Below are 26,073 nucleotides of genomic sequence, written 5' to 3'. Positions count from 1 at the left end.
GGCACATCAATCGCGATCAAACCGCGGTTGCAGCATTGGGGCAAACTGCGCATGATCCTCCGACAACAAGAGCAGGAGAAGCGCCGTGGCCAGATCGGAATGGAGTTTCAAGAGCGCGGTCGAGCTGTCGGCCGCATTGACCGCAAAGAAGGTCTCCGCGGTCGAGCTTACACAGGATGCCATCGACCGCATCGAGCGTCACGACGGCAAGGTCAACGCGATCTGCGTGCGGGATTTTGATCGCGCCCGCAGTGCGGCACGCGAGGCCGATGTGGCGCTGGCGCGCGGCGAAAGAAAACCGCTGCTCGGAATTCCGGTGACGGTGAAAGAATCCTTCAACATCGCGGGCCTGCCCACAACCTGGGGCTGGACGCCGCAAAAGGATTTCAAGCCGACCGAGGACGCGCTGTCGATCTCCCGGGTGAAGAACGCCGGCGGTGTCATTCTCGGCAAGACCAACGTTCCCGTGGGCCTGGGAGACTGGCAGAGCTACAACGACATCTACGGCACGACGAACAATCCATACGATCTCGGCCGCACGCCCGGCGGCTCATCGGGCGGCTCGTCGGCAGCGCTTGCGGCCGGCTACGGACCGCTCTCGCTCGGATCCGACATCGGCGGCTCGCTGCGCGTGCCGGCATTCCATTGCGGCGTCTATGCGCACAAGCCGACGTACAATCTCTGTCCCACGCGCGGCCATACGCCGCCGCCATTTCCGGCGGTCCCGATGGAACGCGATATGGCGGTGATCGGCCCGATGGCCCGCAGTGCAGCCGATCTGACGCTGCTGCTCGACGTGATGGCCGGTCCCGATCCGGTCGACCTCGGCATCGGATACAAGCTGGCGCTCCCGGACGCACGCCACGACAAGCTGAAGGATTTCCGCCTGCTTGTGATCGACAGCCATCCGTTGCTGCCTGCGAATGCCGACATTCGCGGCGCGATCGAGACGCTGGCCGGGCGATTGACGGGCGCCGGCGCGAGCGTCGCGCGCGAAAGCCCGTTGTTTCCGGACTTCCGCGAGGCCTCACGTCTCTACATGCGCATGCTGATGAGCTTCCTCGGCGCGTTCTTCCCTCCCGACATTCTCGCCGGCGCACATGCCGGCGCGGCGCAACTCTCGCCCGACGACAAGAGCCTTGCGGCCGAGCGCCTGCGCGGCATGACCTCGAGCCATCAGGCCTGGGTGTTCGACGAGGGCGCGCGCGCCGGGCTACGCGCGCTGTGGCGGCAATTGTTCCGGACATTCGATGCGGTGATCTGTCCGATCATGCCGACCCCCGCCTATCCGCATGATCATTCGCCGGAGCAGGAGAAGCGCCGGATCAATATCGACGGCAAGGACCATGTTTATCCGGACCAGCTTGCCTGGCCCGGCATCGCCACGCTGACGGGCTTGCCGGCCACGGCCGTTCCGCTCGGCCTGTCGAAGGATGGCCTGCCGGTCGGCGTCCAGATCATCGGCCCTTTCCTCGAAGACCGTACGCCGCTCAAGCTCGCTGAACTGATCGAGCGTGAGTTCGGCGGGTTCCAGCCGCCGCCATTATTCAATGATTAGTTCGTCCGTCATTGCAAGCGAAGCGATTCAGAGTTTTTCGAGGCGACAGTCTGGATTGCTTCGTCGCCAGTGCAAAATTGCTTCGCAATTTTGTCGCGGGCTCCTCGCAATGACGGAGGAGACAACGTCGCGATTCTGGGCTCGCGCGTCGCGCGCCGGAATGACGGAAAGGAAGCACCATGAGCCAGGACCTCGACCAACTCACCGCCCTCAACCGTGACTACGTTGCCTCCGTGCAGAACTGCGACGTCAAGCGCTTCGACGAAATCCTGGCGACGGAGTTTTATTGCTCCAATCCCGACAAGACGTTGGTCGACCGCGCCGCCTTCCTGGAGCAGACGGCGCGGCCGATCGCGATCCGGAACTTGAAAGAGCGCGACGTCATCATCCGCATCATGGGCGACTTCGCCGTCATCCACGCCGCGACGAGCTACACCATGGCGGATGGCCAGCAGGCGACGGGGCGCTACACCGATTGCTGGGCGAAGCAAAATGGCAAGTGGCTCGCGGTGTCGGCACACGTGTCGCGGTGAGGCGAGCACGCTGCCGTGCACCCTCGGGCCGCGGGGCATTCGACGACTGCCATAAAGAAATCGCTAACCAAACAATCTTTTCCCGAGCAATGGGCAAACCGCTGATCTGACATTTATCCAGCTGGCAATCGTTCGTCCGTCAAAATTGCAAGTGGCGAGAGGTCCCTCAGGGCATCGATCTCGAGCATGTCACGAGGACACGCTGCGAAGCTCGGAGTGCTTCTGAGCCTCGGCGAGGGTACCGCTCAAATCCGGCGAGAGTGATTGCGTGACAAACGATACAATTGAGATAGGCGCGCTCCGCGACCCCTATCGTCGCGTCAATCAAGAGGAGACGCTGCCCCAGAGATGGCGCATTCCGATTGCGGTAGCGATCGGGTGCGCGATCATGGGTCTTGTGCTCCGTTACCTCGCGCGGGAACACGCAACCGCCGACGCCGCCGAGTACATCACCTGGTATACTTTTGCTCGAGATCACGGCATTGGCGGGCTGGCTGAGGCTTTCACCAACTACACGCCGTTTTACAGCTACCTGCTGCTGATCGCCACGCAGTTCGATTGGCTAGGCCAGCCGCTTTCCCTCGTGAAGATGATCTCGGCCATATTCGAGTTCGGCTGCGCGATCGTGGTGGCCCGGATGGTCTGGCGCGTTACAAGCGTGCCGTTGCGCGCGTCCCTGGCCTTCTGCGCGGTGTGGCTTGCGCCGACGGTGCTCTTCAACGGCGCAATGTGGGGACAGGCCGATTCGATCTGGACCTTCTTCGCGCTGATCTCCGTGACGATGTTCATGCGGGATCGAAACGGCGTTCTGCCATTCGCAGTGGCCTGCTCGGTGAAGGCCCAGGGCGTCTTCCTGGGGCCGTTCGTGCTAGGCATGATCCTGCGCCGCAAGATCCACCTGGCATGGCTTGCCGCTATTCCCGCAGCCTATGCGATCCTCGCCATTCCGGTTCTCGTCGCCGGCAGACCCCTGGTCTCCGTACTCGGAATCTATCTCGGCCAGGCCAACACATTTCATCACCTGACCATGAATGCAGCGAATGTCTGGGTGTTCGCCGGTGGAACGCCGTACGCGGTCGGGGTCGCCGCCGGCCTCGTGCTCGCGGCGGCGAGCGGGCTCGCCCTATCGATCTTCATCGCACAGTCCAGGCGGACGGGGCCGGAGTTCATTCTGCTGGTCGCGTGCGTATCGCTGATCCTCATGCCGTATTTGCTTCCGAAGATGCACGAGCGCTATTTCTACGGCTTCGAGCTTGCGGCGATCGCCCTGGCCTGCCTCAATCTGCGCTATCTGCCGTTCGCGGTGATTGCCCAGGTCGATGGCGTGTTATCCTACCTCGCATTCGAGAGCGAGATCGTCATGGGTCTGTTGCCGGCCGCGCTCTGCAACACCTTTCTGGTGTTCTACCTTGTGTTCGATCTTCGCCATGGCGAACGTGGATTTCGCTTTCCGAGATTTGCGTGGCTTGGCTTCACCGCGTCGACTGCGGGATTGTTCTCCTATTTGCTGTTCGCGGGTGCCGGCCTGAACGTATCTGTCGCGTATATGCTCGTCGCGGGACTTGCCACGGCCATGACGCTGCTGCTCGTCAAGGAGACGCGCTGCGCCTCGGCCGACGCTCCGGGCGCGTCACGTTGACTTCAGTTTTCGGGCGACGACGGCGTCGGTTGTGCTAGCTGTCGAACACGATCACGCTGCGCAGCGTCTTGCCGGCTTTCATGTTGGCAAAGCCCTCGTTGATCTCGGACAGCTTCAATTTCGCCGAGATCCAGTCCTCCAAGTGCAGCCGGCCCCGCAGGTAGAAGTCGACCAGGCGCGGCATGTCGACGCGAAAATGGTTCGAGCCCATCGAGGAGCCCTGGATCCGGCGCTCGCGCAGGAAATCAAAACCGTGCAGCTCGATCTTCTGGCCGAACGGAATCATGCCGACGATGGTGGCGGTGCCGCCGGAGGCGAGCATGCCGAACGCCTGCTCGGCAGTTTCCTTGCGGCCGAGAACTTCGAAGGAATGGTGCACGCCGCCATTGGTGAGATCGCGCACCTGCTTCACGACGTCGCCGTCAGCGGGGTTGATGATGTCGGTCGCACCCAGCTTGGTCGCGAGCTGGAGCTTGGCCGGATTGGTGTCGATGGCGATGATGCGGCCGGCGCCTGCGATCTGCGCGCCGTTGATCGCGGCCATGCCGACGCCGCCGCAGCCGATCACCGCCACGGTCTCGCCGGCCGTCACCTTCGCGGTATTCACCACCGCGCCATAGCCGGTGATGACGCCACAGCCGATCAGCGCGGCGAGATCGAGCGGCATCTCCTTGCGGATTTTGACGATCGCGTTCTCGTGCACCAGCATCTGTTCGGCAAAGGACGAGAGATTGAGGAACTGGTGCAGCTTCTCAGGCTTGGACCACTGCATCCGGTTTGAGGCGCCCGGCAGCAACTTCACCGTGGTGTCGGTGCAGAGCACCGTGCGGCCCGTGGTGCAGTTGTCGCAGGTGCCGCAGAACACCGACAGGCAAGTGACGACGTGGTCACCCGGCTTGACGTAAGTGACATCGGAGCCGACCTGCTCGACCACTCCGGCAGACTCGTGGCCGAGCACCGCGGGCAGCGGATGCGGATAGAGCCCTTCCATGAAATGCAGATCGGAGTGGCAGAGCCCGGCGACCGTGGTGCGGATCAAGACTTCGCGCGGCCCCGGCTTCGGCAGGCTGACATCCTCGATGACGAGCGGCTGGTTGACTTCATAGAGGACGGCGGCCTTCATCGAGCTCTCCCTGTCGCGTTTCTTGGTTTGACCGTGGAGTGCAGCCTACGCTGCCAGAACCAGTTCGCCAACCTCGCTCATGCCGGCTGAACTGTCGCCGAGCAGTAGCGCGGTGATCCTGGCTTGCGTCGCATTTTCCGTCAGCCGGAACGGATCGCTCGGTGACACCCGATGGTCGATCACCAGCCGCGACAGCAGCAGTCGGCGCGCATCGCCGCGCATCTCGTGGATGCGATGCGCCTCCCAGGCGAGCGCGACGGCGCTGGCGACATGATAGAGCAGGCTCGTCGCACGACGCGCATCGGCCTCGTTCTCGGATGTCCCTGCAACCTCGCGCGCGAAGCCGACAGCGCGATCGACAAGAGCCCGCAAACAGTCGCGCCAGGCCTGCGGCACGGATGCACTGTCGTCGAGCCGCGCATGCAGATCGGCCGCCAGCGCGGATTCCGCGCCGTGTCGGCCGACCGCGCGCCGGAGCGCATCGATCGCGACGATGTTGCCGGTGCCTTCCCAGACCGAACCGAGATGCGCGTCGCGCAGCAGCCGCGGCGTCGCGAATTCCTCGATATAGCCGATGCCGCCGCGCATCTCGAGCGCATCGCCGCAGACCTTTCGCGCATCGCGGGTGGCGCGGAATTTCAGGGTCGGCGTCAGGATCCGCAACAATGCTGCCGCATCCTGGCTGCCGGCCTCGGCGCGGTCGAGCGCGTCCGCAGTGAGGAAGCTCATCGACAGCGCCTGCTCGACCGGCAGCATGATCTTCAGCATCTGCCGCCGGCCGAGCGGCAGGTCGATGATGCGGTTGCCGAACACGACGCGATTGGTCGCAACCGTCATCGCGTCGTGATAGGCGCGTCGCATCAGCGCGGCGGATTTGACGCCGTTGGAGAGCCGCGACGAATTCACCATCTCGGCCATCTGCACGAAGCCGCGGTCGAGCTTGCCGACCGCATAGGCGATCGCGCCTTCGAGCTTGATCTCCCCCGAGGCCATCGAGCGGGTGCCGAGCTTGTCCTTGAGACGCACGATCCGGTAGTGGTTCTGCGAGCCGTCGTCGAGGAGGCGCGGCATCAGGAACAGGCCGACGCCGCGCGTGCCGGGGCCGGCGCCTTCGGGGCGCGCCAGCAGCATCACCACTTTCGCATCCGCATTCGAGCAGAACCATTTTTCGCCGGTGAGGCGCCAATGGTCGCCCTCCTGCACGGCGCGCGTGGTCAGCGTCCCGACGTCCGAGCCGCCCTCCTTCTCGGTCATGAACTGGCCGCCTTGCGTCAGCTTGCTCATGTCAGTCTGGGTCAGACCGTCCAGATATTTCGCTTTCAGCGCCTCGCTGCCGAAATTCGCCAGCAGCTTGGCGCAGCCGTCGGTGACGTTGATGGGGCAGCCCATGCCGAATTCGGTCTGATTGAACAGGAAGGTGAAGGCGTGCTTGGCCACCACGGGATATTTGTCCGGCCAGCCCATGATGCCCTTGCGGATCGAGAGCGCATGGATGCCGAACTCGCCGAACGCTGCGTTCTCCAATTCGCGATAGGCCGGATGGTATTCAATCCACTGCACGTCGCGGCCGAACTTGTCGCGCTGGTGCAACACCGGCGTATGACGGTCGGCAAGCCGCGCGCAGTCGTCGAGCCGGCCGCCGGCGAGTTCGCCGAGACGATCGAGATGCGGCTCGATATGACGGAACAGATTTTCCGGCAGATGGATGCGGAGCAGGTCGGTCAGCGCAGGATCGGCGCGGTAGAAATTCATGCCCGTGGTGTCGGGCGCCAGCAGGCCGGATGGTGCGGCCGCGACATTCTTTGGCTGCGCTGGGGCCGGCTTATGCATGATCGTCCTCTTCGTTCCGCGAGCTGCGGACATTCTGCGCCACTTTAGCGCTTGCCGCTCGGGATGATGTCGATCATGCTCCAGTCGCGGGTAGCGATAAAGCCGCAAATCGTCAGGGAGGCATGATCACCGTGAAGGAGCAATTCGCTCTGCGGAATTGTGATCGCGCCGGCTGGTTGTTCGCGAAAGCCATGCATAGATCAGGTGCTCCCCGCTTCCGAGAGACCACACATGGAACATCCAAAATACAAGATCGCCCTCATCGTCGGTGCCGGCGAAGGCCTGAGCGCTTCGCTCGCGCGCTTGCTCGCTGCGCAAGGCATTCGCGTCGCGCTCGCCGCGCGTAAGATCGAGAAGCTGGGCGCGCTCTGTAGCGAGACCGACGCCAAGGCCTATGCCTGCAACGCGACCGAGCCCGATGAGGTCGAGCGGTTGTTTGGCCTGGTCGAGCGCGAGATCGGCACGCCCGACCTCGTCGTCTACAACGCCAGCGGCCGTACCCGCGGGCCGTTCGTCGACCTCGTTCCGGCCGACGTCGCCAACGCCATCGCGGTCAGCGCCTATGGCGGTTTTCTGGTGGCGCAGCAGGCGGCCAAGCGCATGCTGCCGAACAAGCATGGCGCGATCCTATTCACCGGCGCCTCCGCCAGCGTCAAGGGCTACGCGCAGTCGGCCTCGTTCGCGATGGGCAAGTTCGCGCTGCGCGGCCTCGCGCAGAGCCTGGCGCGCGAATTGTCGCCGCAAGGCATCCATGTCGCGCATTTCGTGATCGACGGCGGCATCCGCAGCGCGGCGCGGACGGAAGCCGAAGACAAGCCGGATTCGATGCTCGATCCCGACGCAATTGCACAGAGCTATTGGAACGTGTTGCAGCAGCCACGCAGCGCCTGGAGCTGGGAGCTCGAGCTGCGGCCCTGGGTGGAGAAGTTCTGAGGCGAGATGCCGCAAGGGTGGGTTGACCGAAGGCGTAACCCACCTCTTTTATCACCGCGCATTAGAGAAGAGGTGGATTGCGCTTCGCTAATCCACCCTACTAGTCCAACAAGAGCAGGGAGGATCAATGACCACGGAAACCACCATCGACACCGGCACCAATGAGCTCCTCTGCGTCATCCGCGACCGCGTCGCTGTCATCACGTTGAATCGGCCGGAGGCGCGCAATTCGCTGTCGGATACGCTGACACCGGCGCTGCGCACGATGATCCGCAGCTGCGGCGAGAACCCCGGCGTCGGCGCGCTGCTGATCACCGGCGCGGGCGAAGCGTTCTGCGCCGGCGGCAACGTCAAGGGCATGGGCGCGCATCGCGACAAATCAAAGCTCGAAATGCCGCTGGAAGATCGCATCGCCGATCTGCAGGAGCGGCAACGGCTGCTCACCGGCGCGCTGGTGTCGGTACGCAAGCCGACCATCGCCGCCCTGCCCGGCCCCGCCGTCGGCGCCGGGCTCGCCATCGCCATGGCCTGCGATATCCGCATCGCCGCGCAATCGGCTTTCGTCGCCACCGGCTATGCCCGCATCGCGCTCAGCGGCGATTACGGCATCGCCTGGCTGCTCACCCGTCTCGTTGGCACCGCGCGGGCGCGTGAGCTGATGTTCACGGGCGACCGCGTCGATGCGGTGCGGGCCGAAGCGATCGGCCTCGTCAACCGCGTCGTGCCCGATGACAAATTGCAGACCGAGGCCTTTGCATTGGCGAAGTCGCTCGCCGAGGGCCCGCGCCTGGCGCTACGCTACATGAAGGACAATCTCGACGAGGCCGTGCTGTTCGATTTCGAAACCGCGCGCGACCACGAGGCCGAACGGCTGATCCGTCTCACCACGACCGCCGATCACAAGGAGGCGGTGCAGGCCTTCATCGAGAAGCGCAAGGCGGTGTTCACGGGGAAGTAACAGCGTTCGAAGATCTATGACCGTCACCCTGAGGTGGCCGCTTCTTCAGCGGCCCTCGAAGGGCGACGGCCCGACTGTTGCTGCGCGAAGTCCGACACCGGGGATGCAGAGGGGCCGCTCATCCTTCGAGGCTCCCCGCGCGTCGCGTCGCGCCGCGCGTCTCGCACCTCAGGATGACGGATCTGCAAGCAAAAAAACGCCCGGCTCTGGCTATGCCAGGCCGGGCTTGCAGTGGTGTCAGGCCGAGGCTGAGGGGCTTGCGGCCTGACGGGAAAGGGCGGCGAGACGCCAGCTCGCGCAGGGAATATCCTTTGCTGCGACGCTGATCTCCTTGTCGAAGCGCACCAGCTTCCAGTCATCAGGGTGATTGACGAAGGCGAAACCGGATTTGCGCGCAAGCGAGATCATGGTCTCGTTGGAGCGGAGCGTCTCGCCAAAGATATGGTCGGCGCCAAGCGCGGCCGCGCGGCATTCGAGATTCTTCATCAGCGCGGTGGCGATGCCGTGGCCCTGCCAGCGATCTTGCACCGACAAGCCGAATTCGAGCGTGGCGGTTTCGGCGTGCAGCGCATAGCGCGCCTCGGCGACGATGGTCTCGAAGCCGTCGACCATCATGGTCGCGACCACGGTGAAACGTTCGCGCTCGCCGACCTGAAGGAAGTCGTGCAGCAGTCCGTTCGGCAGCTCGCTGATCGCGCCGAAGAAGCGGTTGTAGCGGGAGCGGGTCGAGAGCGAGCGGAAATAGTGCTGAAGCTCGTCGGTATCGCGCGGCTCAACGAAGCGGACATTGAGCGCCTCACCCTGCCGGGTGCGCAGCGTGTCCGAATATTGCTTCAGATCTTCCAGGCGAAGAGCGGTCATGGCACATGCTCGGGACAAAAAGGACCGCCGGCGCCCCTCTGATGAGGCGGCGCCGGCCTGGCGGCCAATCAGGCCCGCCAGAAGGGTTTGTCGGCCTCGTAGGCGATGTCGGACCAGGACAGCCCGACATCGTGGAGATCACGCGCGGTCCAGTGCGTGAGTTCGCGCCTGGTCCGGTAGCGCTCGTGCCAGACGTGAAGCGTCTCGCCGATCTGCTCGATCAAGCCCGGCGCATGATGATTTGTCATCGAATTGTCGGTCAAAGTAGACATTTTCAGCTCCTGGAGCTAAGTTGACCGCTAATATCCGCTTCCTGGTGCACTGCGACAAACGACAATTTGTACCTTTTCGCATGAAATAACGTCATGTATCCTGCTGCCAAATGACTGCCAGATTGCCGTCCCTGAACGGATTGCGGGCGTTTGAGGCCGCCGCGCGCCATCTCAGCTTCACGCTGGCGGCGGCCGAACTGAACGTGACGCAGACCGCGATCAGCCATCAGATCCGAAGGCTCGAGGAGGAGCTCGGCATCCGCCTGTTCATCCGGCAGAACCGTGCGCTGGCCCTGACCCCGGAGGCGCGCGACTACCTCCCCGGCGTCCGCGCCGCCTTCAACGACCTCCGGCTTGCGACCGACCGGCTGCTGCGCAAGGACGACGACAAGGTGCTGACGGTCTCGACGCTGGCCTCGCTCGCCGCAAAATGGCTGTTGCCGCGGCTGACGGATTTCCAGGAGCAGCATCCCGGCATTGACGTTCGGATCACCACCTCGACCAGCTTCGTCGACTTCCAGCGCGACAATGTCGATGCCGCGATCCGCTACGGCCGCGGCCAGTGGACGGGCCTGCGCGCCGACTGGCTGATGGCGGATGAGCTGTTTCCGGTGTGCAGTCCGTCGCTATTGCGTGGCGACAAGCCACTGCGCCGGCCCGAAGACCTGGGAAACCATCCGCTGCTGCACACCTCAAGCGCCAACAGCGACGATTGGCGGCTATGGCTTACCGCGGCGGGCCTGCCGGCCGACATCGCGAGGCACCCCGGCATCACCTTCGACATGATCTTCATGACCATCCAGGCCGCGATCGACGGCATTGGCGTCGCGATGGGACGGACCTCCTACGTCCAGGACGACATCGCCAAGGGCCGCCTCGTGGTGCCGTTCAAGATCGCGCTGCCGGCCGACGCAGGCTTCTACCTGGTCGCGCCCGAGGGACGCCGCGAAGCGCCGAAGCTGACCGCATTCCGCCAATGGATACTCGCTGCGACGCAAAATAAAGCCTGAAAAATCATCAGCTTCCTCCGCAAAACGGATTGACTCGGCCCGCCTCGCGCGGGAAGAGGCGTGGCAGATTGTCGCAGTCTCTGTCGCCTTGCCGTGGGATGATTTCCCGGTCCGGCCAGACCTTTCCAAGGGGAGCAACGCCATGGCTGGACCAGCCGCATCGACCAATCCACCCGCGATCAAATCACGCATCGGCGCCATCCTGCGCGCCACGTCAGGCAATTTTCTCGAACAGTTCGACTTCTTCCTGTTCGGCTTCTATGCGGCCGCGATCGGCAAGGCGTTCTTCCCCTCCTCTGATGAAACCGCATCGCTGCTCAACACCTTCGGCGTGTTCTGGCTCGGCGCGTTGATGCGACCGGTCGGCGCGATCGTGCTCGGCGCTTACATCGACCGCATCGGCCGTCGCCAGGGCCTGATCGTCACCCTCGCCATCATGGCCTTCGGCACCGTCGTCATCGCGTTCTGCCCGAGCTATGCGACCATCGGCATCGCCGCGCCCATCATCGTGCTGATCGGACGTTTGCTGCAGGGCTTCTCCGCCGGCGTCGAGCTCGGCGGCGTGTCGGTCTATCTCTCGGAGATCTCCACCCCGGGCAATCGCGGCTTCTACACCTCGTTCCAGTCGTCGAGCCAGCAGGTCGCGATCTTCGTCGCCTCGATCCTCGGTTACATCCTCTCGGAGGTGATGCCCGCGGACACTGTCGCCGCCTGGGGCTGGCGCATTCCCTTCTTCGTCGGCTGCCTGATCATTCCCCTGATCTTTGTCCTGCGGCGGACGCTGGAGGAGACGCCGGCCTTCCTCGCCATGAAGAAGCATCCGACGGCCAGCGAGGTGTTCGCCTCCGCGCTCGCCAACTGGCGCATCGTCATCCTCGGCATGATGATCGCGATCCTGACCACGACCACATTCTACTTCGTCACCGTGTACACGCCGACCTTCGGCAAGACCGTGCTGAAGCTGTCGACGCAGGACGCGCTGCTGGTGACGCTGCTCGTCGCTGTCACCAACTTCTTCTGGAACCCGATCGGCGGCGCATTGTCCGACCGCATCGGCCGCAAGCCGGTGCTGCTCACCATCGCCGGCCTGTCGCTCGTCACCGCCTACCCGGCACTGCACTGGCTGGTGGCGGCGCCGAGTTTCGGCAAGCTGCTCGCGGTCGAGATGATGTTCTCGTTCTATTTCGGCGTCTACAGCGGCACCATGCTCGGCGCGCTGGTCGAGATCGTGCCGGCGCATGTGCGTACCACCTGCTTCTCGCTCGCCTTCGCGCTCGCCGCCGCCCTGTTCGGCACCTTCACGCCGTTCGCCTCGACCTTGCTGATCGAGCATACCGGCGACAAGGCCTCGCCCGGCTTCTGGCTGATGCTCGCTGCACTGCTCGGCATCATCGCGGCCTCGACGGTGTACCGTGGCGGCGGCAAGGCGGTGCCGACATATGATGCGGTGGCCGAGCCTGTAGCGGGGCGTTGATAAGACGCGCGCGGCTCCGTCTTCACCTCTCCCCGCTTGCGGGGAGAGGTCGGATCGCTCTTGCGATCCGGGTGAGGGGGTACAGATCTCACAGCGATCTCATGCGTGGAGAGAGCCCCTCACCCCAACCCTCTCCCCGTAAGAAGGGGGCGAGGGAGCGCACTACCGGCGGAGACTTACAGCTCCACCACCACGTAATCGCTCTCGACCTTCACGGGAATCGTCTCGGCCACATACGGCCCCTTCACCACGCTCGCGCCCGGCTCGACATGGGCCGGATAGGCCTTCACGCGGAAGCGGCGGGGGTCGCAATAGGATTGGCCGGTGCGGATGTCGAACTCCCAGCCGTGCCAGGGGCAGCGGATGATCTCGCCGAGCCTGGTGTATTCGATTTCGCCGGGCTCCTTCGACTGCGCGAGACCGATCAGCGGGCCCTCGCACAGCGCCGCGCCCTGATGCGGGCAACGGTTCATCAGGCCGAAATATTCGCCCTTGATGTTGAAGACCGCAATCGGCCGCCCGTCGATCTCCAGAAATTTTCGCGTCCCCGGCGGCAGTTCATCGACCGGCGCGATCACATGCCGCGCCATCAACCAATCCCGTACAGCGCGCGCGCATTGCCGAGATAGAACGCCTCGCGATTGACTTCGCTGACGCCCGCCGGCAAGACGCGGGAGGGCTCGTCATAGTCCCAATGCGGATAATCGGTGGCGAACAACAGGCGGTCCCAGCCGATCCAGTTGATGACGTCGAACAGATCCTCGCGCCGCTCCGGGTCCTCCATCGGCTGCGTGGTCCACCACACCTGCTCGCGAATATATTCCGACGGCGGCCGCTTCACATGCGGCACCTCACTGCGCAGACGCTGCCAGGTCTTGTCGAGCCGCCACGCCAGCGACGGCGCCCAGCCGAAGCCGGCCTCGATCATCACCATCTTCAGTTTCGGGAAGCGCTCGAACACGCCCTCCAAAACAAGACTCGCCAGCGCCGATTGCTGGCATTGCGAGTGACCCACCATCTCCTCGATGTAATAGGACGGCCAGCCCGACGGCGTGATCGGATTGCCGCCGAAACCGAAGGCGTGGACGCCGACGGGAAGGCCGGCTTCTTCCGCGGCCTGGTAGATCGGCCAGTAGCGGCGCTGGCCGAGCGGCTCGACATTGCGGCTGAGCAGCAGCACCTGCACGAAGTTCTTGTCGCCGGCGCGCTCGCGGATTTCGGCGGCGGCCGACAGCCCGTCCTCATTGCCGACGACGATCGAGGCTTTGAGCCGCTTGTCCTTGCTGGTCCATTTGTCGATCTGCCAGTCGTTGATCGCCGAACACAAAGCGGCCGAGAGCTCGTGATTGCGGATGCCCTGCCCGGTGTTGAGTGGATTGAGCACGCCTAGCTGCACGTTGTTGGGATCGAGCAGCTGCTTCTGCATGAACGACAGCGAGGAGCCCTGTGGCCCGCCTTCGGGCGGATAGGCATCGCGGCGCGAGGCATTGGGCTGGGCCTTCGGATAGGGCGGGCCTTCCATCATGCCCTGATAGGCATGGACGCCGTAGATCTCGAGATGATGCTGCCAGCGTTTGGCGAGATAGGGATAAAGCTCGGTGCGGGTGGCGCGTGCCGGATGGATGTCGCAGTCCGCGATCGCGGTTTTGACGGTCAGTGGGGAAGCGGCTTCTTGGCTCTCGCGGAATTGGATATTCATCGCCTTGCCTCCTTTGGCAGCGGGCTCATTTCAGGCGGGGATAGGTCGCATGTGGATTTTCGATCATGATCTTGCGCACGAGATCGGGGGTAAGACCTTCGGGCAGCGCGTCCTGGCCCTCGAACTGCCAGTGCGGATAGTCCGTGGAGAATAGGACCAATTCGTCGGACTGCATATGATCAAACAGGCGAATTAATGTCGCCTCGTCTGGCGGCGCATCAAATGGCTGTAAGGAGAAGCGGATGTTGCTGCGCACAATATCCAGCGGCGCGCGATCAACCCAGGGCGTCTCCATCCGCACCCCGCGCCAGAACTTGTGCAGGCGCCAGAGATAGGGAGAGATCCAGGAGACGCCGGATTCCAGCATCACCATTTTCAGCCGCGGATATTTGGCGAACACGCCCTCGACGATCAGGCTGGTGAGCTGGGCCTGGAACGCCTGGGCCTGCCCGACATAGTCCTCGATGTGGTAGGAACCCCATCCCACGGCGGTCGGCGGATTGTGATAAGCGGAACCCGCGTGAATGCCGACGGGTAGTTCCAGCCGTTCAGCGGCTTCATAGATCGGCCACAGCGCGCGCTTGCCGAGCGGCGTGTCGCCCATCACAAGCATCAGCACCTGGACGAAGCGCTTGTCTTGCGCGCAGCGCTCGATTTCTGCCACGGCCTTCTCGACGCTTTGCGTCGGGATCACGATCGAGCCGCGCAGCCTCTTGTCGCGGTCGAGCCACTCCTTCAGCAGCCAGTCGTTCAGCGCGCGGCAGAAGGCGGCCTGCAAATCTTCCGAAAACACCATCTGCACGCCGTAGAGCGGATTGCAGATGGCGTAGCTGAGCTGAAACGGATCGAGCACATGGCGCTGCATGTCGTCGAGGCTCTCGCCCGGCTTGCCGCTCTCGGGGCGCCAATCAGGGCGCGCCACGATCGGCGAGTTCTGCGGGTAGGATTGCGAGACGAGATCGACCATGCCGCGCGTCGTCACCTGATCGCGCCAATAGTCATTCAGGTAGGGCAGCAGGCTGGTCAGATGCGGCACGGCCGGATGCACGTCGCAATCCACCCCGCCGGCGATCAGGGACGCCATGACGTCTCCCTTCTCACGTTTCCTCGCATGTCTCTTCTTATACCGCCATTCAAGCAGGCCTGCCCGTCGCCCGCAACTCGGCCAAGCGTCCTGTCATATGCTAGGAAGGCTGAGCTCGGTTGCGAAGGAATAAGGGGTTAGGGATGAAAGAGCTCGTCGGCATTGCGGAACAGGTCGCAGCGAAGCTGATCGCACGCAAACAGACTATCGCCGTGGCAGAATCCTCAACCGGCGGCCTGATCGCGGCCAGCCTGCTCGCGGTGCCCGGCGCGTCCGCCTACTTCCTCGGCGGCGCGGTGGTGTACACCCGCGATGCCAGGCGCGTGCTGATGGATATTTCGGACGAAGGAATGAAGGGCTTTCGCTCCTCGTCGGAGCCCTACGCGCAACTGCTGGCGGAGCAGATGCGAACGCGCTTTGGCAGCGACTGGGGCCTGTCCGAGACCGGCGCAGCCGGCCCCACCGGCAACCGCTACGGCGACGCCGCCGGCCATAGCTGCATGGCGGTGAGCGGGCCTGTGACGGAGGTGATGACGCTGGAGACCGGCAACAATGACCGGTTCGGCAACATGCAAATGTTTGCTGCGACGGCGCTGAGGCTGTTGTTGAGGAAGCTGGAGGGGTGAGCTGCGCGAGTGAGTCGGGGCAGCCTCACCACCACATTGCTGTCATCGCCCGGCTCGACCGGGCGATCCAGTACTCCGAGACGGTTATGATTGAATCGACGGGCCGCGACGTACTGGATGCCCCGCCTTCGCGGGGCATGACAGCGGAGAGTGAGGCGAGAGCTCACCGCCCCAAATGCCGCATGAAGATCCGCACCACATATCCCTGGAATCGCGGTGCTTCGTCGTAGAGATCTGACGCAATCCGCTCGATGGTCTCACGCAACGACAAGAACTGCGCCTGCCGTGCGCTGCTTTCGGTGCCCTGCATGCCCGCGAGCTCGTCCATGGCGGCGTCGCTGATCTGGCACTGCACGACCTCGTCGCCGCTCAGCATGGTGAAGCGAAAGGCCAGCCGTTCGAGGTCATGGCCGATGATCTTGTCGCGCGTCAGCGGCATCCAATTGTTCCGTTCGCGCCCCCGAACGGGACAATGCTGAAAATCTGACGCCTTGTCACTATCCGCGCCGAAGGACGTGGCGGTCATCCGACGCCCATCAGCAGCGGCTCGACGAACCGGCTGCTCTCTTGCTTCAGTAGACGAGCGCCGTGCCGGTCGGCCTGTCGAGCGCGGCGGCCAGCGACCGATACTCCTCGCAACCGGTCCCGCAGATGGAGGCAATCCGGCTCAAATGATAGAGCGCCTGCTCGCGATTGCCCCGCTCGAGCTGCCACTGCCCGTAATATTGCCACGTCAGCACGTGGTTCGGATCGGCCTTCAATGCGCGCTCATACCAAACCTGCGACTGCTCGTAGTCGCCGAGCTTGCGATAGGAGTAGCCGATGAGGTTGGCGACGTTCGGATGGTCATCATGGCCGAGCGACTTCAATTGCGCGATCGCTGCCGCATAGTCGTTGCGCTCGTAGATGGTGTCATAAGCCACGCGGTAGCCGGCCGCGAATGCGGGATCGCCGATGCTGGACTGATTGTTCGGTTTCTTGCCCTTCTGGGTTGCCTTGGCGCCCGGGCGCTTCGGATAGGTCGGCTGCAGTTTCTGATCCGAATAGGCGCCGGCGTACGGATCCGTGGAACTGGCGCCGCCCCCGCCTCCACCACCGCCGCCTCCGCCCGCGGCAAATGCCGGCGAGCACAATAGGGCTGCCGCGAACGTACTCAACACGACGCGCCTGATCATCGCTGCGATAATGTCTGCCTCCTGTGTTTCAAGCGGCCCCGGACCAATTGATAACCCTGCCTCGGCGGCAATATTCCGGGACGCTGCGCTCACGGAGGCGTCAGCATGCGTACGACAGTTCCTGTGTCCTTTACTGGAAGGCGACCTCGGCAAAGCTGCGCAGCTTTCGCGAATGCAACCGCTCCGATTCCTGCTGCTTGAGCCGTTCCAGCGCCTTCAGGCCGATCTCGAGATGCTGGCCGACACGGCGGCGGTAGAATTCGCTGGCCATGCCCGCGAGCTTGATCTCGCCGTGCAGCGGCTTGTCGGAGACGCAGAGCAGCGTGCCGTAGGGAACGCGGAAGCGGTAGCCATTGGCGGCAATCGCGGCCGATTCCATGTCGAGCGCGACCGCGCGCGACTGCGACATGCGTCGGATCACCTCAGGCCCGGAGATCTCCCAATTGCGGTTGTCGACGCTCGCCACCGTCCCCGTGCGCATCAGCCGCTTGAGCTCGAAACCTTCGAGGCCGGTAACGTCCTCAACCGCCTCTTCGAGCGCGACCTGCATCTCGGCCAGCGCGGGGATCGGCACCCACAACGGCAGCTCGCGATCGAGCACGTGGTCTTCGCGCACATAGCCGTGCGCGAGTACGTAATCGCCGAGGCGCTGCGTGTTGCGCAGGCCCGCGCAGTGGCCGAGCATCAGCCAGGCATGCGGGCGCAGCACGGCGACATGGTCGGTGACGTTGCGCGCGTTGGACGGTCCGGTGCCGATGTTGATCAGCGTGATGCCGCGATAGTCCGGTGTGACCAGGTGGAAGGCCGGCATCTGCGGCATGCGCGCGGGCGCAACGCCGCTGGTTGCGCCGCCGCTGCGCGTGATGACGTTGCCCGGCGCGACGAAGGCTTCAAGGCCAGCCTCACTCGATTGGAGCCGCTGCTGACAGAGCTGCGCGAAGGCGTCGACATAGAACTGGTAGTTGGTGAAAATGACAAAATTCTGGAAATGCTCGGGGTCGGTGCCGGTGTAGTGATAGAGCCGGCGCAGCGAGTAATCGACACGGGCGGCGCGGAACAGCGACAGCGGTTCGGGCGCGCCAGGCTGAAGCTCGAAGGTGCCGTCGGCAATCGAATCGTCCATGGTGGCAAGATCCGGCACGTCGAACGCGTCGCGCAGCGATCGCGCGACAGGGGAGTTCTCGCTCGTCGTGATCGCAGCTTCGATGTTGATGTCGCGGCGATAGGCGAAGTGGATCGGGATCGGCTCGGCGGACTCGCCGATCTCGACGGGCACGCCGTGATTCTGGATCAGGAGTCCGATCTGCTCGACAAGGTAGCTCCGGAACAAATCCGGACGCGTCACGCTGGTTTCATGGACGCCGGGCCCGGCGACGAAGCCGTAGGCGAGACGCGAATCCAGCCGCGCATGCGTCGCGGTGGTGAGGCGGACGAAGGGATAATAGGCGCGCACCCGCGTCGTGATCGCTTCGCCGCCGACATAGGCCTCGAACCGGTCGCGCAGGAATTTTGTGTTGCGCTCGTAGATTTCTTCGAGGCGGGTGACCGCGAGGGAGGCGTCGGAGAAGGATTCGGTGGCGATGGAGGATGGGGATTGCATGGTCGACCGCCGGGTTGATGGGCTTGAGTCGAACTATAGCAAAGAAGGTGGTGCCGTAGGGTGGGCAAAGCGAAGCATGCCCACCATCGTACTCGTCGTATGAAGAGCAGTGGACACGGCGCGTCGCGCCTTTGCCCACCCTACGAGACCGGATGTGCCGCACGAGATCCCGGATGCGCGCTAAGCGCGCTCCGGGATGACGCGCTTTCGCGCGTCACTTCTCCCGGAACGCTCGCATCAGCTGGTCGTGCAGCGGCTTCATCAGATAGGACAGCATGGTGCGATCACCGGTCTGGACGAAGGCTTCCACCGGCATACCCGGAATCATCTTGACGTCGCCGAGACGGGCGATCTCCTCGGCCGGCATCGAGACGCGGATGGTGTAGTAGCTCTGGCCGGTGCGCTGGTCGGTGGTGACGTCGGGCGACACACGGCTGACGAGGCCGTTGAGCTCCGGCGTGGTGCGCTGATTGAAGGCGGAGAGGCGCAGCAACGTCTTCTGGCCGATCTGGAGCTTGTCGATGTCGACGGGGTTGACCTTGGCCTCGACCTGGAGATCATCGGCCTGCGGCACGATCAGCATGAGAGCGTCGCCGGCGGTGATGACGCCGCCGACCGTGTGCACCGTGGATTGCAGCACCATGCCGTCCTGCGGCGCGCGGATGTCGATACGGCGAAGCTGGTCTTCGGCGGCGACCTTGCGCTCGATTAGCTCGCCGATCTTGTCGTTGGTCTCGCGCAGATCCTTGGAGACCTCGCTCACGACGTCCTTGTCGACCTGGATGATCTGGAGCTCGGTCTCGGTGATCTTGCCCTTGGCCTGGGCGCGCGAGGCGATGTATTGCGCGCGTTCGCCGTTGAGACGGGCCGAGTCGCGTTCGAGCTGGGTCAGGCGCGAGATCTGCACCAGACGCTTGTCGTAGAGCTCGCGCACGCCGGTGAGCTCGTTCTGCACCAGCGCGATCTCCTGATCCTTGGCCTTCTCCTGGGCGCTGAGACCCGCGATCTCCTCGTTGAGCTGCGTGATGCGCTCGCGCAGCTGCGCCTTCTGTCCGGTGCGGCCGTTGACGCGGACGTCGAACAGCTTGGTTTCGGCGGAGAGCAGCAGCTTGACGTCGGGATCGCTGGCGCGCTCGATCAGGGCTTGCGGAAATTCGATCCTGTCGACCCCGCGCTGCTCGGCCTGCAAGCGCGCCGCACGCGCCTGCGCGGCGTCGAGATTCTTGGTGACGATGGCAAGGTTGGCCTTGGTGACGGTGTCGTCGAGCCGCACCACGATGTCGCCGGCCTTGACCAGGTCGCCGTCGCGGGCGCGCACCTCGCCGACCACGCCGCCGGTCGGATGCTGCACCTTCTTGACGTTGGATTCGACCACGATCTGCCCCGGCGCGATCAGCGCGCCCGAGATCAGCACGGTCGAGGCCCAGCCGCCGAGACCGACGACAAGCACCAGCACGATCACGAAGCCGAGGATCAGGTGAAACTTGATGGATTCGCGTACGGTCTTGTTCGCGGCCGGCTTCGGGCCGCCGATGGCCATCGTGCTCATGGCTTTGTGCTCATGGTTTGGCCACTCCGCCTTCGCTGACGATCTTGATCGGGGCCGGCGGCGCCACGCGCGGCTGCAGAACCTGGGCGAGCACCTGCTCCTTGGGGCCGAACGCCTGCATGCGGCCGTCGCGCAGCACCAGGACCTGGTCGACCGCCTCGACGCCGATCGGGCGGTGCGCCACCACGACGACAATCGCGCCGCGCTCGCGGGCGGCGCGGACGGCGCGGGTCAGCGCCTCATCGCCTTCGGTGTCGAGATTGGAGTTGGGCTCGTCGAGCACGATCAGGAAGGGGTTGCCATAGAGTGCGCGCGCCAGCGCCACGCGCTGCGCCTGGCCGGCGGAAAGCGCCGTGCCCTGCTCCCCGACTTGCGTGTTGTAGCCCTCGCGCATCTTGATGATCATCTCGTGCACGCCGGCTTCTTTCGCAGCCGCGATGATGCCCTCGGACGTCGCCTCGGGATCGAACCGGCTGATGTTCTGGGCGATGGTGCCGCCGAACAATTCGACGTCCTGCGGCAGATAGCCGATGTGCCGGCCAAGCATGTCGGACGACCATTGGTCGAGCGCCGCGCCGTCGAGCCGCACCTTGCCGCGCACCGGCTGCCAGACCCCGACCAGCGCGCGGATCAGCGACGATTTGCCGGAGCCGCTCGGGCCGATCACGCCGAGGCCGTTGCCCGCGGCGAGCGCGAAGGTGATGTCCTGCACGATGAGGCGCTGGTCGCCGGGCGGCACCATGGCGACGCCTTCGACCGAGAGCCGGCTGGTGGGCGCCTGCAGCTGGGTCGGCATCGTCTGCGCCGGCATCTGCTCCAGCAGGCGCGTGAGGCGGTGCCAGCTCTGGCGCGCCGCGACGAAGGATTTCCAGTGCGCAATGGCGAGATCGACCGGCGCAAGCGCGCGGGCGGACAGGATCGAGCCGGCGATGATGATGCCGGCGGTCGCCTCCTGGTGGATGACGAGATAGGCGCCGACCGCCAGCACGGCCGATTGCAGCATCATGCGCAGCACCTTTGCGACTGCGCCGAGACCACCGGCAACGTCGCTCGCGCGCTGATTGCCGGCGAGATATTTTTCGTTGGCCTCGCTCCAGCGCTGGTTCATCCGGCCGGCCATGCCCATCGCCACCATGACTTCGGCGTTGCGGCGGCTGGCCTGGGCGAGATCGTTGCGCTGGGCGGCAAGCCCCATCGCCTCGCGCGCCGGCTGGCGGGACATGAACTCGGTGACCAGTGTCAGCCCGACCAGAACGATGGCGCCGGCCAGGGCGGTGACGCCGATCATGACGTGGAAGGCGAAGCAGATGGCGAGATAGAGCGGCAGCCAGGGCAGGTCGAAGAACGCGCTCGGGCCCATGCCGCCGAGGAAGGAGCGGACGTTGTCGAGATCACGCAGCGGCTGGAGGCCTTCGTTGCGGCTGCCGACCAGCAGCGGCAGGCGCACGATGGTGTCGAACACGCGCTTGTTGAGGGCTTCATCGAGCGCGGTGCCGATCCGCCCCAGGATCCGGTTGCGGATCATGTCCAGCACGCCCTGCGCCATGTAGAGGAAGCTGGCGAGGATGATCAGGCCGACCAGGGTGGGGACGCTGCGGCTCGGCAGCACCCGGTCGTAGACCTCCAGCATGAAGATCGACCCGGTCAGATAGAGCAGGTTGATCATGCAGCTCATCAAGCCGACGCCGATGAACGCCGTGCGACAAGCGCGCAAGGCGTCACCGAGCTCTGAACGGCGGACGCCAGGACCGGCTGCCATCAGTCTGATCTCTTTCAGGTGGGGGCCAAGGCCCCCGATTTCACGGGCAATTCAGGGTACTCGCCCCGGATTAACATCATGTTCGCCCTGCGTCCAACGCAGCCGGGTTCATCCAAAACCCTGATGGCCCACATCTACCCCTGATGGCCCCGCACGCAAGTCCGGTATTTCACAGTCTTTGCGGCTTTTTGGTGCGGGGCCGCCGCCCCTCCCCAGTTCTGGAGAGGCGGCTAGTTCCGATCGATCGAACCGGGCGGCTGCTAGAACCGACCGCCGCCCCGCACCAGCCGCACCACCAGCAGCAGGATGACCGCGCCGATGGCGGAATAGACGATCTCGGATACCAGGCCCGTGCCGAGGCGAATGCCGAGCTTTGGAAACAGGAAGCTAGCCACCAGCGCACCGGCGATGCCAACCACGATGTCGCCGATGATCCCGAACCCCGTTCCGCGCACCACCTTGCCGGCGAGCCAGCCGGCGACGAGGCCGACGAACAGGATGACGAGCAGGCCTTCGTTTGAAATGTACATAAGTCTGGTCCCTCTCCATGAACGGCCGCATGGAACGGGAACCGGGATGAATGGCGTCTGAATGCTGGTCGCTTCAGCCGGCTTCGACAAAAAGTCGAAAACAACCCCATGCAAAGTAGAATGGCTTCTGCCTGCAGTCGCCGGTGAACTGTGACAACTCGGTGTTGCCGTAGAGGAATTTCAAAGGGAGGAGCGCTGCAGCAGCGCCGTTCAAATATTATGACAGCGCCGCCGCCTGCTCCGCCAGCACACATCGCGCCGCCCGGCCCGGCCCGACCGCCACATTGGCAGGCAATTGCTCCAGGCAACGGGGCTGCGCCACGGCGCAGCGCGGGGCGAAGGAGCAGTTGTGGGGTTTCTCGGCCAGTGAGGGCGGCGTGCCGGGGATGGTTTCGAGGCGGGCGCCACGCTTGGCGCCGTGAATAGTCGAGGCGAGCAGGCCCTTGGCATAGGGATGCACCGGGCTGCGGACGATGTCGCGAAGCGTGCCCTGCTCCACGATCTGGCCGGCATACATCACCGCGACACGGTCGCAGATCTCGATGGCGACGCCGATGTCGTGGGTGACGAAGATGACGGACATACCGAACTCGCGCTGCAGCTCGCGCAGCAAGAGCAGGATCTGGATCTGCACGGTGGCATCGAGCGCGGTGGTCGGCTCGTCCGCGAGCAGGATTTTTGGCCGGCAGGCCAGCGCCAGCGCGATCATCGCGCGCTGGCGCATGCCGCCGGACATCTCGTGCGGATAGGCATCGAGCCGGCGTTTTGCGGAGGGAATGCGCACGACCTCGAGCATTTCGAGCGCGCGTGCCCTGCCCTCAGCGTAGCTTTTGCCCTCGTGGCGCACGACGCTTTCGGCGATCTGCGCCCCGATGGTGTAGACCGGATCCAGTGCCAATGCCGGCTCCTGGAAGATCATCGACACGGTCTGGCCGCGGAACGACGACAGCTCCTCGTCGTTCATGGCGAGCACGTCGCGGCCCATGACGTTGACGGTACCCGAAATCTGCGTGCGCTTCTTCGGCAACAGCCGCATCAGCGCACGCAGCGTCACGCTCTTGCCCGAACCGGACTCGCCGAGCAGGCCCAACACCTCACTGTTACCCAGCGAGAGACTGAGATCGTTCACGGCGTAGACCGTGCGCTCCCCGGTGAAGCGGATGTTGAGGCCTGAAATCTCGACGAGCTTTGTCATGACGGCAGTTTCGGCAATCGATCGTGATAGTCGGTGACGCGCTGGAAGGCGGCGCCGATGGTGAGCAGGGTCGCTTCGTCGAAGGAACGGCCGATCAGCTGCATGCCGACCGGCAGGCCGCTTTTGGTGAAGCCGGAGGGCACGGTGAGCGACGGCAGGCCCAAAAAGTTCACCGGGCGGGTGAACAGCGTCAGCCGCTGCACCATGGCCGGTGCGTTCGGTCCGCCGCCGACATCGCTCTCCTCGATCGTCGGCGCCGGCACCGGCGAGGCCGGCGCGATCACCGCATCGACGCCGGCAGTGGCCGCGTTGTGCGCAGCGAGCGCGGGGCCGCGCCAGCGCATTGCCTCGAGATAAGTGATGGCGGGAACGGCGAGACCGTTCTGAAGCCGCATCAAGACCTGCGGGCCATAGTCCTGCGGACGCTCGATCATCCAGCGCTTGTGGAAGGCGGCAGCTTCGGCGGCAAGCACGAGCTGGCTCGCCGAGGATAATTGCCGCTGGTCCGGCAGCTCGACCGTGACGATGTCGGCGCCCTCGCGCTTGAGCACGGCGACGGTCTCTTCCAGCACCCGCGCGACCTCGCTGTCGAGATCGTCGACATAGAACGACGCAGGCACGCCGATCTTGAGGCCTTTCAGCGAGCCCTTGGTCGCGCCGACATAGTCCGAGAGCGGCTCATGGCTGCAGGTCGAATCCAAGGGGTCGGCGCCAGCCATCAGCGCCAGCAGCAGCGCGCAATCCTCGGCGGTGCGGGCAAGCGGGCCGACGGTGTCGAGCGATTGCGACAGCGGCATCGCGCCGGCCCGGCTGACGCGGCCGACCGTGGTCTTCAACCCCGTGACGCCGCAGAAATGCGCGGGCATCCGGATCGAGCCGCCGGTGTCGGAACCGAGCGCCGCATAGGTCAGCCGCGCCGCGACCGCCGAGCCGGAGCCCGACGACGAGCCGCCGGTGATGTGCGCGACGTTCCAGGGATTACGCACCGGACCGTAATGGGCGTTGTGCCCGGTCGGACCGTAGGCGAACTCAGCGAGGTGCAACGTGCCGAGTCGGACCTGGCCGGCGTCCTTCAACCGCTGCAACGCCGTGGAGGTCACGGTCGGCACGAAGTCGCGGCGGATCAGCGAGCCGCAGGTCGCGACGTGGCCGGAATCGTAATACATGTCCTTGTGCGCGAGCGGCACGCCATGCAGGGGACCACGGACATTGCCCTTGGCGAGCTCGGCATCGGCGGCTTCGGCCGCTTTCAATGCAGCCTCGGCCTCGATCGACATGAAGGCGTTGAGATGCGGTTGCCATTGCCCGATGCGGTGCAGCAGCGCGCGCGTCACCTCATGCGAGGACACCTGCTTCATCGCGATCGCGCGCGCGACCTCGGTGAGCGTCATCAATGCAGGCTCGGTGCTCATTTCGACACCTTCTGCGTCTGCGCGATCGGATAGAGCGCGGGCTCGAGGTCGAACGGCAGTGTGCCGGCAATGGCTGCGAAGCCTTCGAAGGCAGGCCCGATGGAATTGGAGATGCGCGTCGCGATCTCGTCATCCACGGGGACGCCGGCAACTAGCGCAATCGGCTTGATCTCTTTCGGTGTCGGTCTCGTCATGCGGTCTTCTCCCTGGGCGCGCGGCTGTGGCCTGAACCCGGTATCGCCATGTAGCACGCGGCCTCGTGGCCCATATTATCCAGCGCGGTGAGCTTTGGTGTCGCATTTGCGCAGACCGGCTCCGCAAACGGGCAACGGGTGTGGAAGCGGCAGCCCGGAGGCGGGTCGATCGGATTGGGCGGATCGCCGGTGATCGGCGGTTGCTCGGTGCGCTTGTCGGGGTCGGACGACGGCATCGCCGCAAGGAGCGCGCGCGTGTAGGGATGCGCAGGACTATCCCAGACCTGGTCGACCGGGCCGAGCTCGACGACTTCGCCGAGATACATCACCAGCACGCGATCGCTGATGTAGCGGACGACGTTGAGGTCGTGGCTGATGAAGAGATAGGTCAGTCCGAACTCGCGCTTGAGATCGGCGAGCAGGTTGAGCACCTGCGCCTCGACGGATTTGTCGAGCGCGGAGACGGCTTCATCCAAAATCACCAACCGCGGCGACAGGGCCAGCGCGCGCGCGATATTCACGCGCTGGCGCTGGCCGCCGGAGATCTCGTGCGGATAGCGGTTGGCGAAGTTCTCCGGGCGCAAGCCGACCTTGCCGAGCAACTCGCGCGCCAATGCGCGTGCCGCGCCATCGCCCATGCCGTGCACCTTGGGGCCAAAAGCGATCGATTCCTCGATCGTCAGGCGCGGGTTGAGGGAAGCATAGGAGTCCTGGAACACCATCTGCATGCCGCGGCGCAGCTCGCGCAGGCTCAGCGACTGTCCCACGGTCATGCCGTCATAGATGATGTCGCCGGTATCGCGCGGCATCAGATGCATCAAGAGGCGCGCGGTGGTGGACTTGCCGCAGCCGGATTCACCGACGATGCCGACGGTCTCGCCCTTGGCAACGGCGAAGGAGACGTTATCGACGGCGCGCACGGTGCGCTTTGCCGCGAACAGACCGCCGCGTACAGGGAAGTGTTTGGTGAGGCCGCTGACCTGAAGCAGAGGCTGCGCGACGCCGCCGCGGTCCTCGACCGGCTCGAGCATTTCAACGGATGTGTTGCTCTCGCTCATG

At 64.6% G+C, this 26,073-nt stretch carries 26 protein-coding genes; 8 read left to right on the top strand and 18 right to left on the bottom strand.

Annotated features, from left to right (window positions below; translation table 11 throughout):
* Window positions 1-85 precede the first annotated feature (85 nt).
* The 3 genes from RAD04_RS20900 (at window position 86) to RAD04_RS20890 (ending at window position 3,730) form a co-directional block, all read left to right on the top strand.
* Window positions 86-1,558 carry an amidase gene (locus RAD04_RS20900; RefSeq protein ID WP_461625255.1) on the top strand — a complete coding sequence of 491 codons (1,473 nt, stop codon included), beginning with the start codon at window positions 86-88 and terminating at the stop codon, window positions 1,556-1,558.
* Window positions 1,559-1,737: 179 nt separating this feature from the next.
* Complete coding sequence (locus RAD04_RS20895) at window positions 1,738-2,091, top strand: nuclear transport factor 2 family protein (protein WP_461625254.1); 354 nt, start codon at window positions 1,738-1,740, stop codon at window positions 2,089-2,091.
* Between the two features lie 388 nt (window positions 2,092-2,479).
* Window positions 2,480-3,730: a hypothetical protein gene (locus tag RAD04_RS20890; RefSeq protein ID WP_461625253.1), complete on the top strand. Its 1,251-nt coding sequence runs from the start codon at window positions 2,480-2,482 to the stop codon at window positions 3,728-3,730.
* A 34-nt stretch (window positions 3,731-3,764) separates the two neighbouring features.
* On the opposite strand, the gene RAD04_RS20885 is transcribed toward RAD04_RS20890, so the two are convergent.
* The 3 genes from RAD04_RS20885 to RAD04_RS20875 are packed head-to-tail and all read right to left on the bottom strand — an operon-like array spanning window position 3,765 to window position 6,880.
* Window positions 3,765-4,853: a Zn-dependent alcohol dehydrogenase gene (locus RAD04_RS20885; RefSeq protein WP_028140641.1), complete on the bottom strand. Its 1,089-nt coding sequence runs from the start codon at window positions 4,851-4,853 to the stop codon at window positions 3,765-3,767.
* Window positions 4,854-4,898: 45 nt separating this feature from the next.
* Window positions 4,899-6,683 (bottom strand): acyl-CoA dehydrogenase family protein, encoded by a 1,785-nt coding sequence (locus RAD04_RS20880; RefSeq protein ID WP_461625252.1) that lies wholly within the window; start codon window positions 6,681-6,683, stop codon window positions 4,899-4,901.
* Window positions 6,684-6,727: 44 nt separating this feature from the next.
* Window positions 6,728-6,880: a hypothetical protein gene (locus tag RAD04_RS20875; RefSeq protein ID WP_461625251.1), complete on the bottom strand. Its 153-nt coding sequence runs from the start codon at window positions 6,878-6,880 to the stop codon at window positions 6,728-6,730.
* A gap of 34 nt (window positions 6,881-6,914) precedes the next feature.
* Here RAD04_RS20875 and RAD04_RS20870 point away from each other — a divergent pair, with 34 nt between their 5' ends.
* Window positions 6,915-7,616, top strand: a complete 702-nt coding sequence (locus RAD04_RS20870) for an SDR family oxidoreductase (RefSeq protein WP_461625250.1) — start codon at window positions 6,915-6,917, stop codon at window positions 7,614-7,616.
* Between the two features lie 127 nt (window positions 7,617-7,743).
* Complete coding sequence (locus RAD04_RS20865) at window positions 7,744-8,574, top strand: enoyl-CoA hydratase (protein ID WP_461625249.1); 831 nt, start codon at window positions 7,744-7,746, stop codon at window positions 8,572-8,574.
* A gap of 237 nt (window positions 8,575-8,811) precedes the next feature.
* Here the strand turns inward: RAD04_RS20865 and RAD04_RS20860 are convergent, their stop codons facing one another.
* Both RAD04_RS20860 and RAD04_RS20855 read right to left on the bottom strand, forming a co-directional pair.
* Window positions 8,812-9,435 (bottom strand): GNAT family N-acetyltransferase, encoded by a 624-nt coding sequence (locus RAD04_RS20860; protein ID WP_461625248.1) that lies wholly within the window; start codon window positions 9,433-9,435, stop codon window positions 8,812-8,814.
* A 68-nt stretch (window positions 9,436-9,503) separates the two neighbouring features.
* Complete coding sequence (locus RAD04_RS20855) at window positions 9,504-9,707, bottom strand: DUF1127 domain-containing protein (protein ID WP_461625247.1); 204 nt, start codon at window positions 9,705-9,707, stop codon at window positions 9,504-9,506.
* 110 nt (window positions 9,708-9,817) lie between these two features.
* Between RAD04_RS20855 and RAD04_RS20850 the strand changes: the two genes are divergently transcribed.
* Both RAD04_RS20850 and tcuC read left to right on the top strand, forming a co-directional pair.
* A complete protein-coding gene (locus RAD04_RS20850; RefSeq protein WP_461625246.1) occupies window positions 9,818-10,717 on the top strand; it encodes a transcriptional regulator GcvA in 900 nt (299 codons plus the stop codon).
* A 142-nt stretch (window positions 10,718-10,859) separates the two neighbouring features.
* Window positions 10,860-12,191 (top strand): tricarballylate/proton symporter TcuC, encoded by a 1,332-nt coding sequence (gene tcuC / locus RAD04_RS20845; RefSeq protein ID WP_461625245.1) that lies wholly within the window; start codon window positions 10,860-10,862, stop codon window positions 12,189-12,191.
* Between the two features lie 176 nt (window positions 12,192-12,367).
* Here the strand turns inward: tcuC and RAD04_RS20840 are convergent, their stop codons facing one another.
* Genes RAD04_RS20840 through RAD04_RS20830 form a run of 3 tightly spaced genes read right to left on the bottom strand, consistent with a single transcriptional unit; the run spans window position 12,368 to window position 14,974 of the window.
* Window positions 12,368-12,781 carry a Rieske (2Fe-2S) protein gene (locus RAD04_RS20840; RefSeq protein ID WP_018321371.1) on the bottom strand — a complete coding sequence of 138 codons (414 nt, stop codon included), beginning with the start codon at window positions 12,779-12,781 and terminating at the stop codon, window positions 12,368-12,370.
* Entirely contained in the window at window positions 12,781-13,890 is a 1,110-nt protein-coding gene (locus RAD04_RS20835) for an amidohydrolase family protein (protein WP_461625244.1), read from the bottom strand. Before RAD04_RS20835 ends, RAD04_RS20840 begins: the two co-directional genes overlap by 1 nt.
* A gap of 25 nt (window positions 13,891-13,915) precedes the next feature.
* Entirely contained in the window at window positions 13,916-14,974 is a 1,059-nt protein-coding gene (locus RAD04_RS20830) for an amidohydrolase family protein (protein ID WP_461625243.1), read from the bottom strand.
* 143 nt (window positions 14,975-15,117) lie between these two features.
* Here RAD04_RS20830 and RAD04_RS20825 point away from each other — a divergent pair, with 143 nt between their 5' ends.
* Window positions 15,118-15,600 (top strand): CinA family protein, encoded by a 483-nt coding sequence (locus RAD04_RS20825; RefSeq protein WP_461625242.1) that lies wholly within the window; start codon window positions 15,118-15,120, stop codon window positions 15,598-15,600.
* A gap of 163 nt (window positions 15,601-15,763) precedes the next feature.
* Here RAD04_RS20825 and RAD04_RS20820 read toward each other — a convergent pair whose 3' ends face one another.
* The 10 genes from RAD04_RS20820 to RAD04_RS20775 form a co-directional block, all read right to left on the bottom strand.
* On the bottom strand, window positions 15,764-16,039 hold the full coding sequence (locus tag RAD04_RS20820) for a DUF1488 family protein (protein ID WP_020508771.1): 276 nt from the start codon (window positions 16,037-16,039) through the stop codon (window positions 15,764-15,766).
* 133 nt (window positions 16,040-16,172) lie between these two features.
* Window positions 16,173-16,787: a tetratricopeptide repeat protein gene (locus tag RAD04_RS20815; RefSeq protein WP_461625310.1), complete on the bottom strand. Its 615-nt coding sequence runs from the start codon at window positions 16,785-16,787 to the stop codon at window positions 16,173-16,175.
* Window positions 16,788-16,905: 118 nt separating this feature from the next.
* A complete protein-coding gene (locus RAD04_RS20810) occupies window positions 16,906-18,375 on the bottom strand; it encodes an AMP nucleosidase (protein WP_461625241.1) in 1,470 nt (489 codons plus the stop codon).
* A 214-nt stretch (window positions 18,376-18,589) separates the two neighbouring features.
* Window positions 18,590-19,924, bottom strand: a complete 1,335-nt coding sequence (locus tag RAD04_RS20805; RefSeq protein ID WP_104465049.1) for an HlyD family type I secretion periplasmic adaptor subunit — start codon at window positions 19,922-19,924, stop codon at window positions 18,590-18,592.
* A 10-nt stretch (window positions 19,925-19,934) separates the two neighbouring features.
* Window positions 19,935-21,683: a type I secretion system permease/ATPase gene (locus tag RAD04_RS20800; RefSeq protein WP_461625240.1), complete on the bottom strand. Its 1,749-nt coding sequence runs from the start codon at window positions 21,681-21,683 to the stop codon at window positions 19,935-19,937.
* A gap of 260 nt (window positions 21,684-21,943) precedes the next feature.
* Window positions 21,944-22,213, bottom strand: coding sequence for a GlsB/YeaQ/YmgE family stress response membrane protein (locus RAD04_RS20795; protein WP_018321362.1), 270 nt, complete (start codon window positions 22,211-22,213; stop codon window positions 21,944-21,946).
* 217 nt (window positions 22,214-22,430) lie between these two features.
* Window positions 22,431-23,408, bottom strand: a complete 978-nt coding sequence (locus RAD04_RS20790; RefSeq protein ID WP_104465047.1) for an ABC transporter ATP-binding protein — start codon at window positions 23,406-23,408, stop codon at window positions 22,431-22,433.
* Entirely contained in the window at window positions 23,405-24,820 is a 1,416-nt protein-coding gene (locus RAD04_RS20785) for an amidase (protein ID WP_461625239.1), read from the bottom strand. The genes RAD04_RS20790 and RAD04_RS20785 overlap by 4 nt, the downstream gene beginning before the upstream one ends.
* Window positions 24,817-25,014, bottom strand: a complete 198-nt coding sequence (locus RAD04_RS20780; RefSeq protein WP_028140661.1) for a hypothetical protein — start codon at window positions 25,012-25,014, stop codon at window positions 24,817-24,819. The genes RAD04_RS20785 and RAD04_RS20780 overlap by 4 nt, the downstream gene beginning before the upstream one ends.
* Window positions 25,011-26,072: an ABC transporter ATP-binding protein gene (locus RAD04_RS20775; protein ID WP_461625238.1), complete on the bottom strand. Its 1,062-nt coding sequence runs from the start codon at window positions 26,070-26,072 to the stop codon at window positions 25,011-25,013. Before RAD04_RS20775 ends, RAD04_RS20780 begins: the two co-directional genes overlap by 4 nt.
* Window position 26,073: the final 1 nt, after the last annotated feature.

The organism is Bradyrhizobium sp. 25ACV (assembly GCF_054863005.1).
Note: the sequence above shows the minus strand (reverse complement) of the source record. Positions and strands in the feature narration are given on the sequence as shown.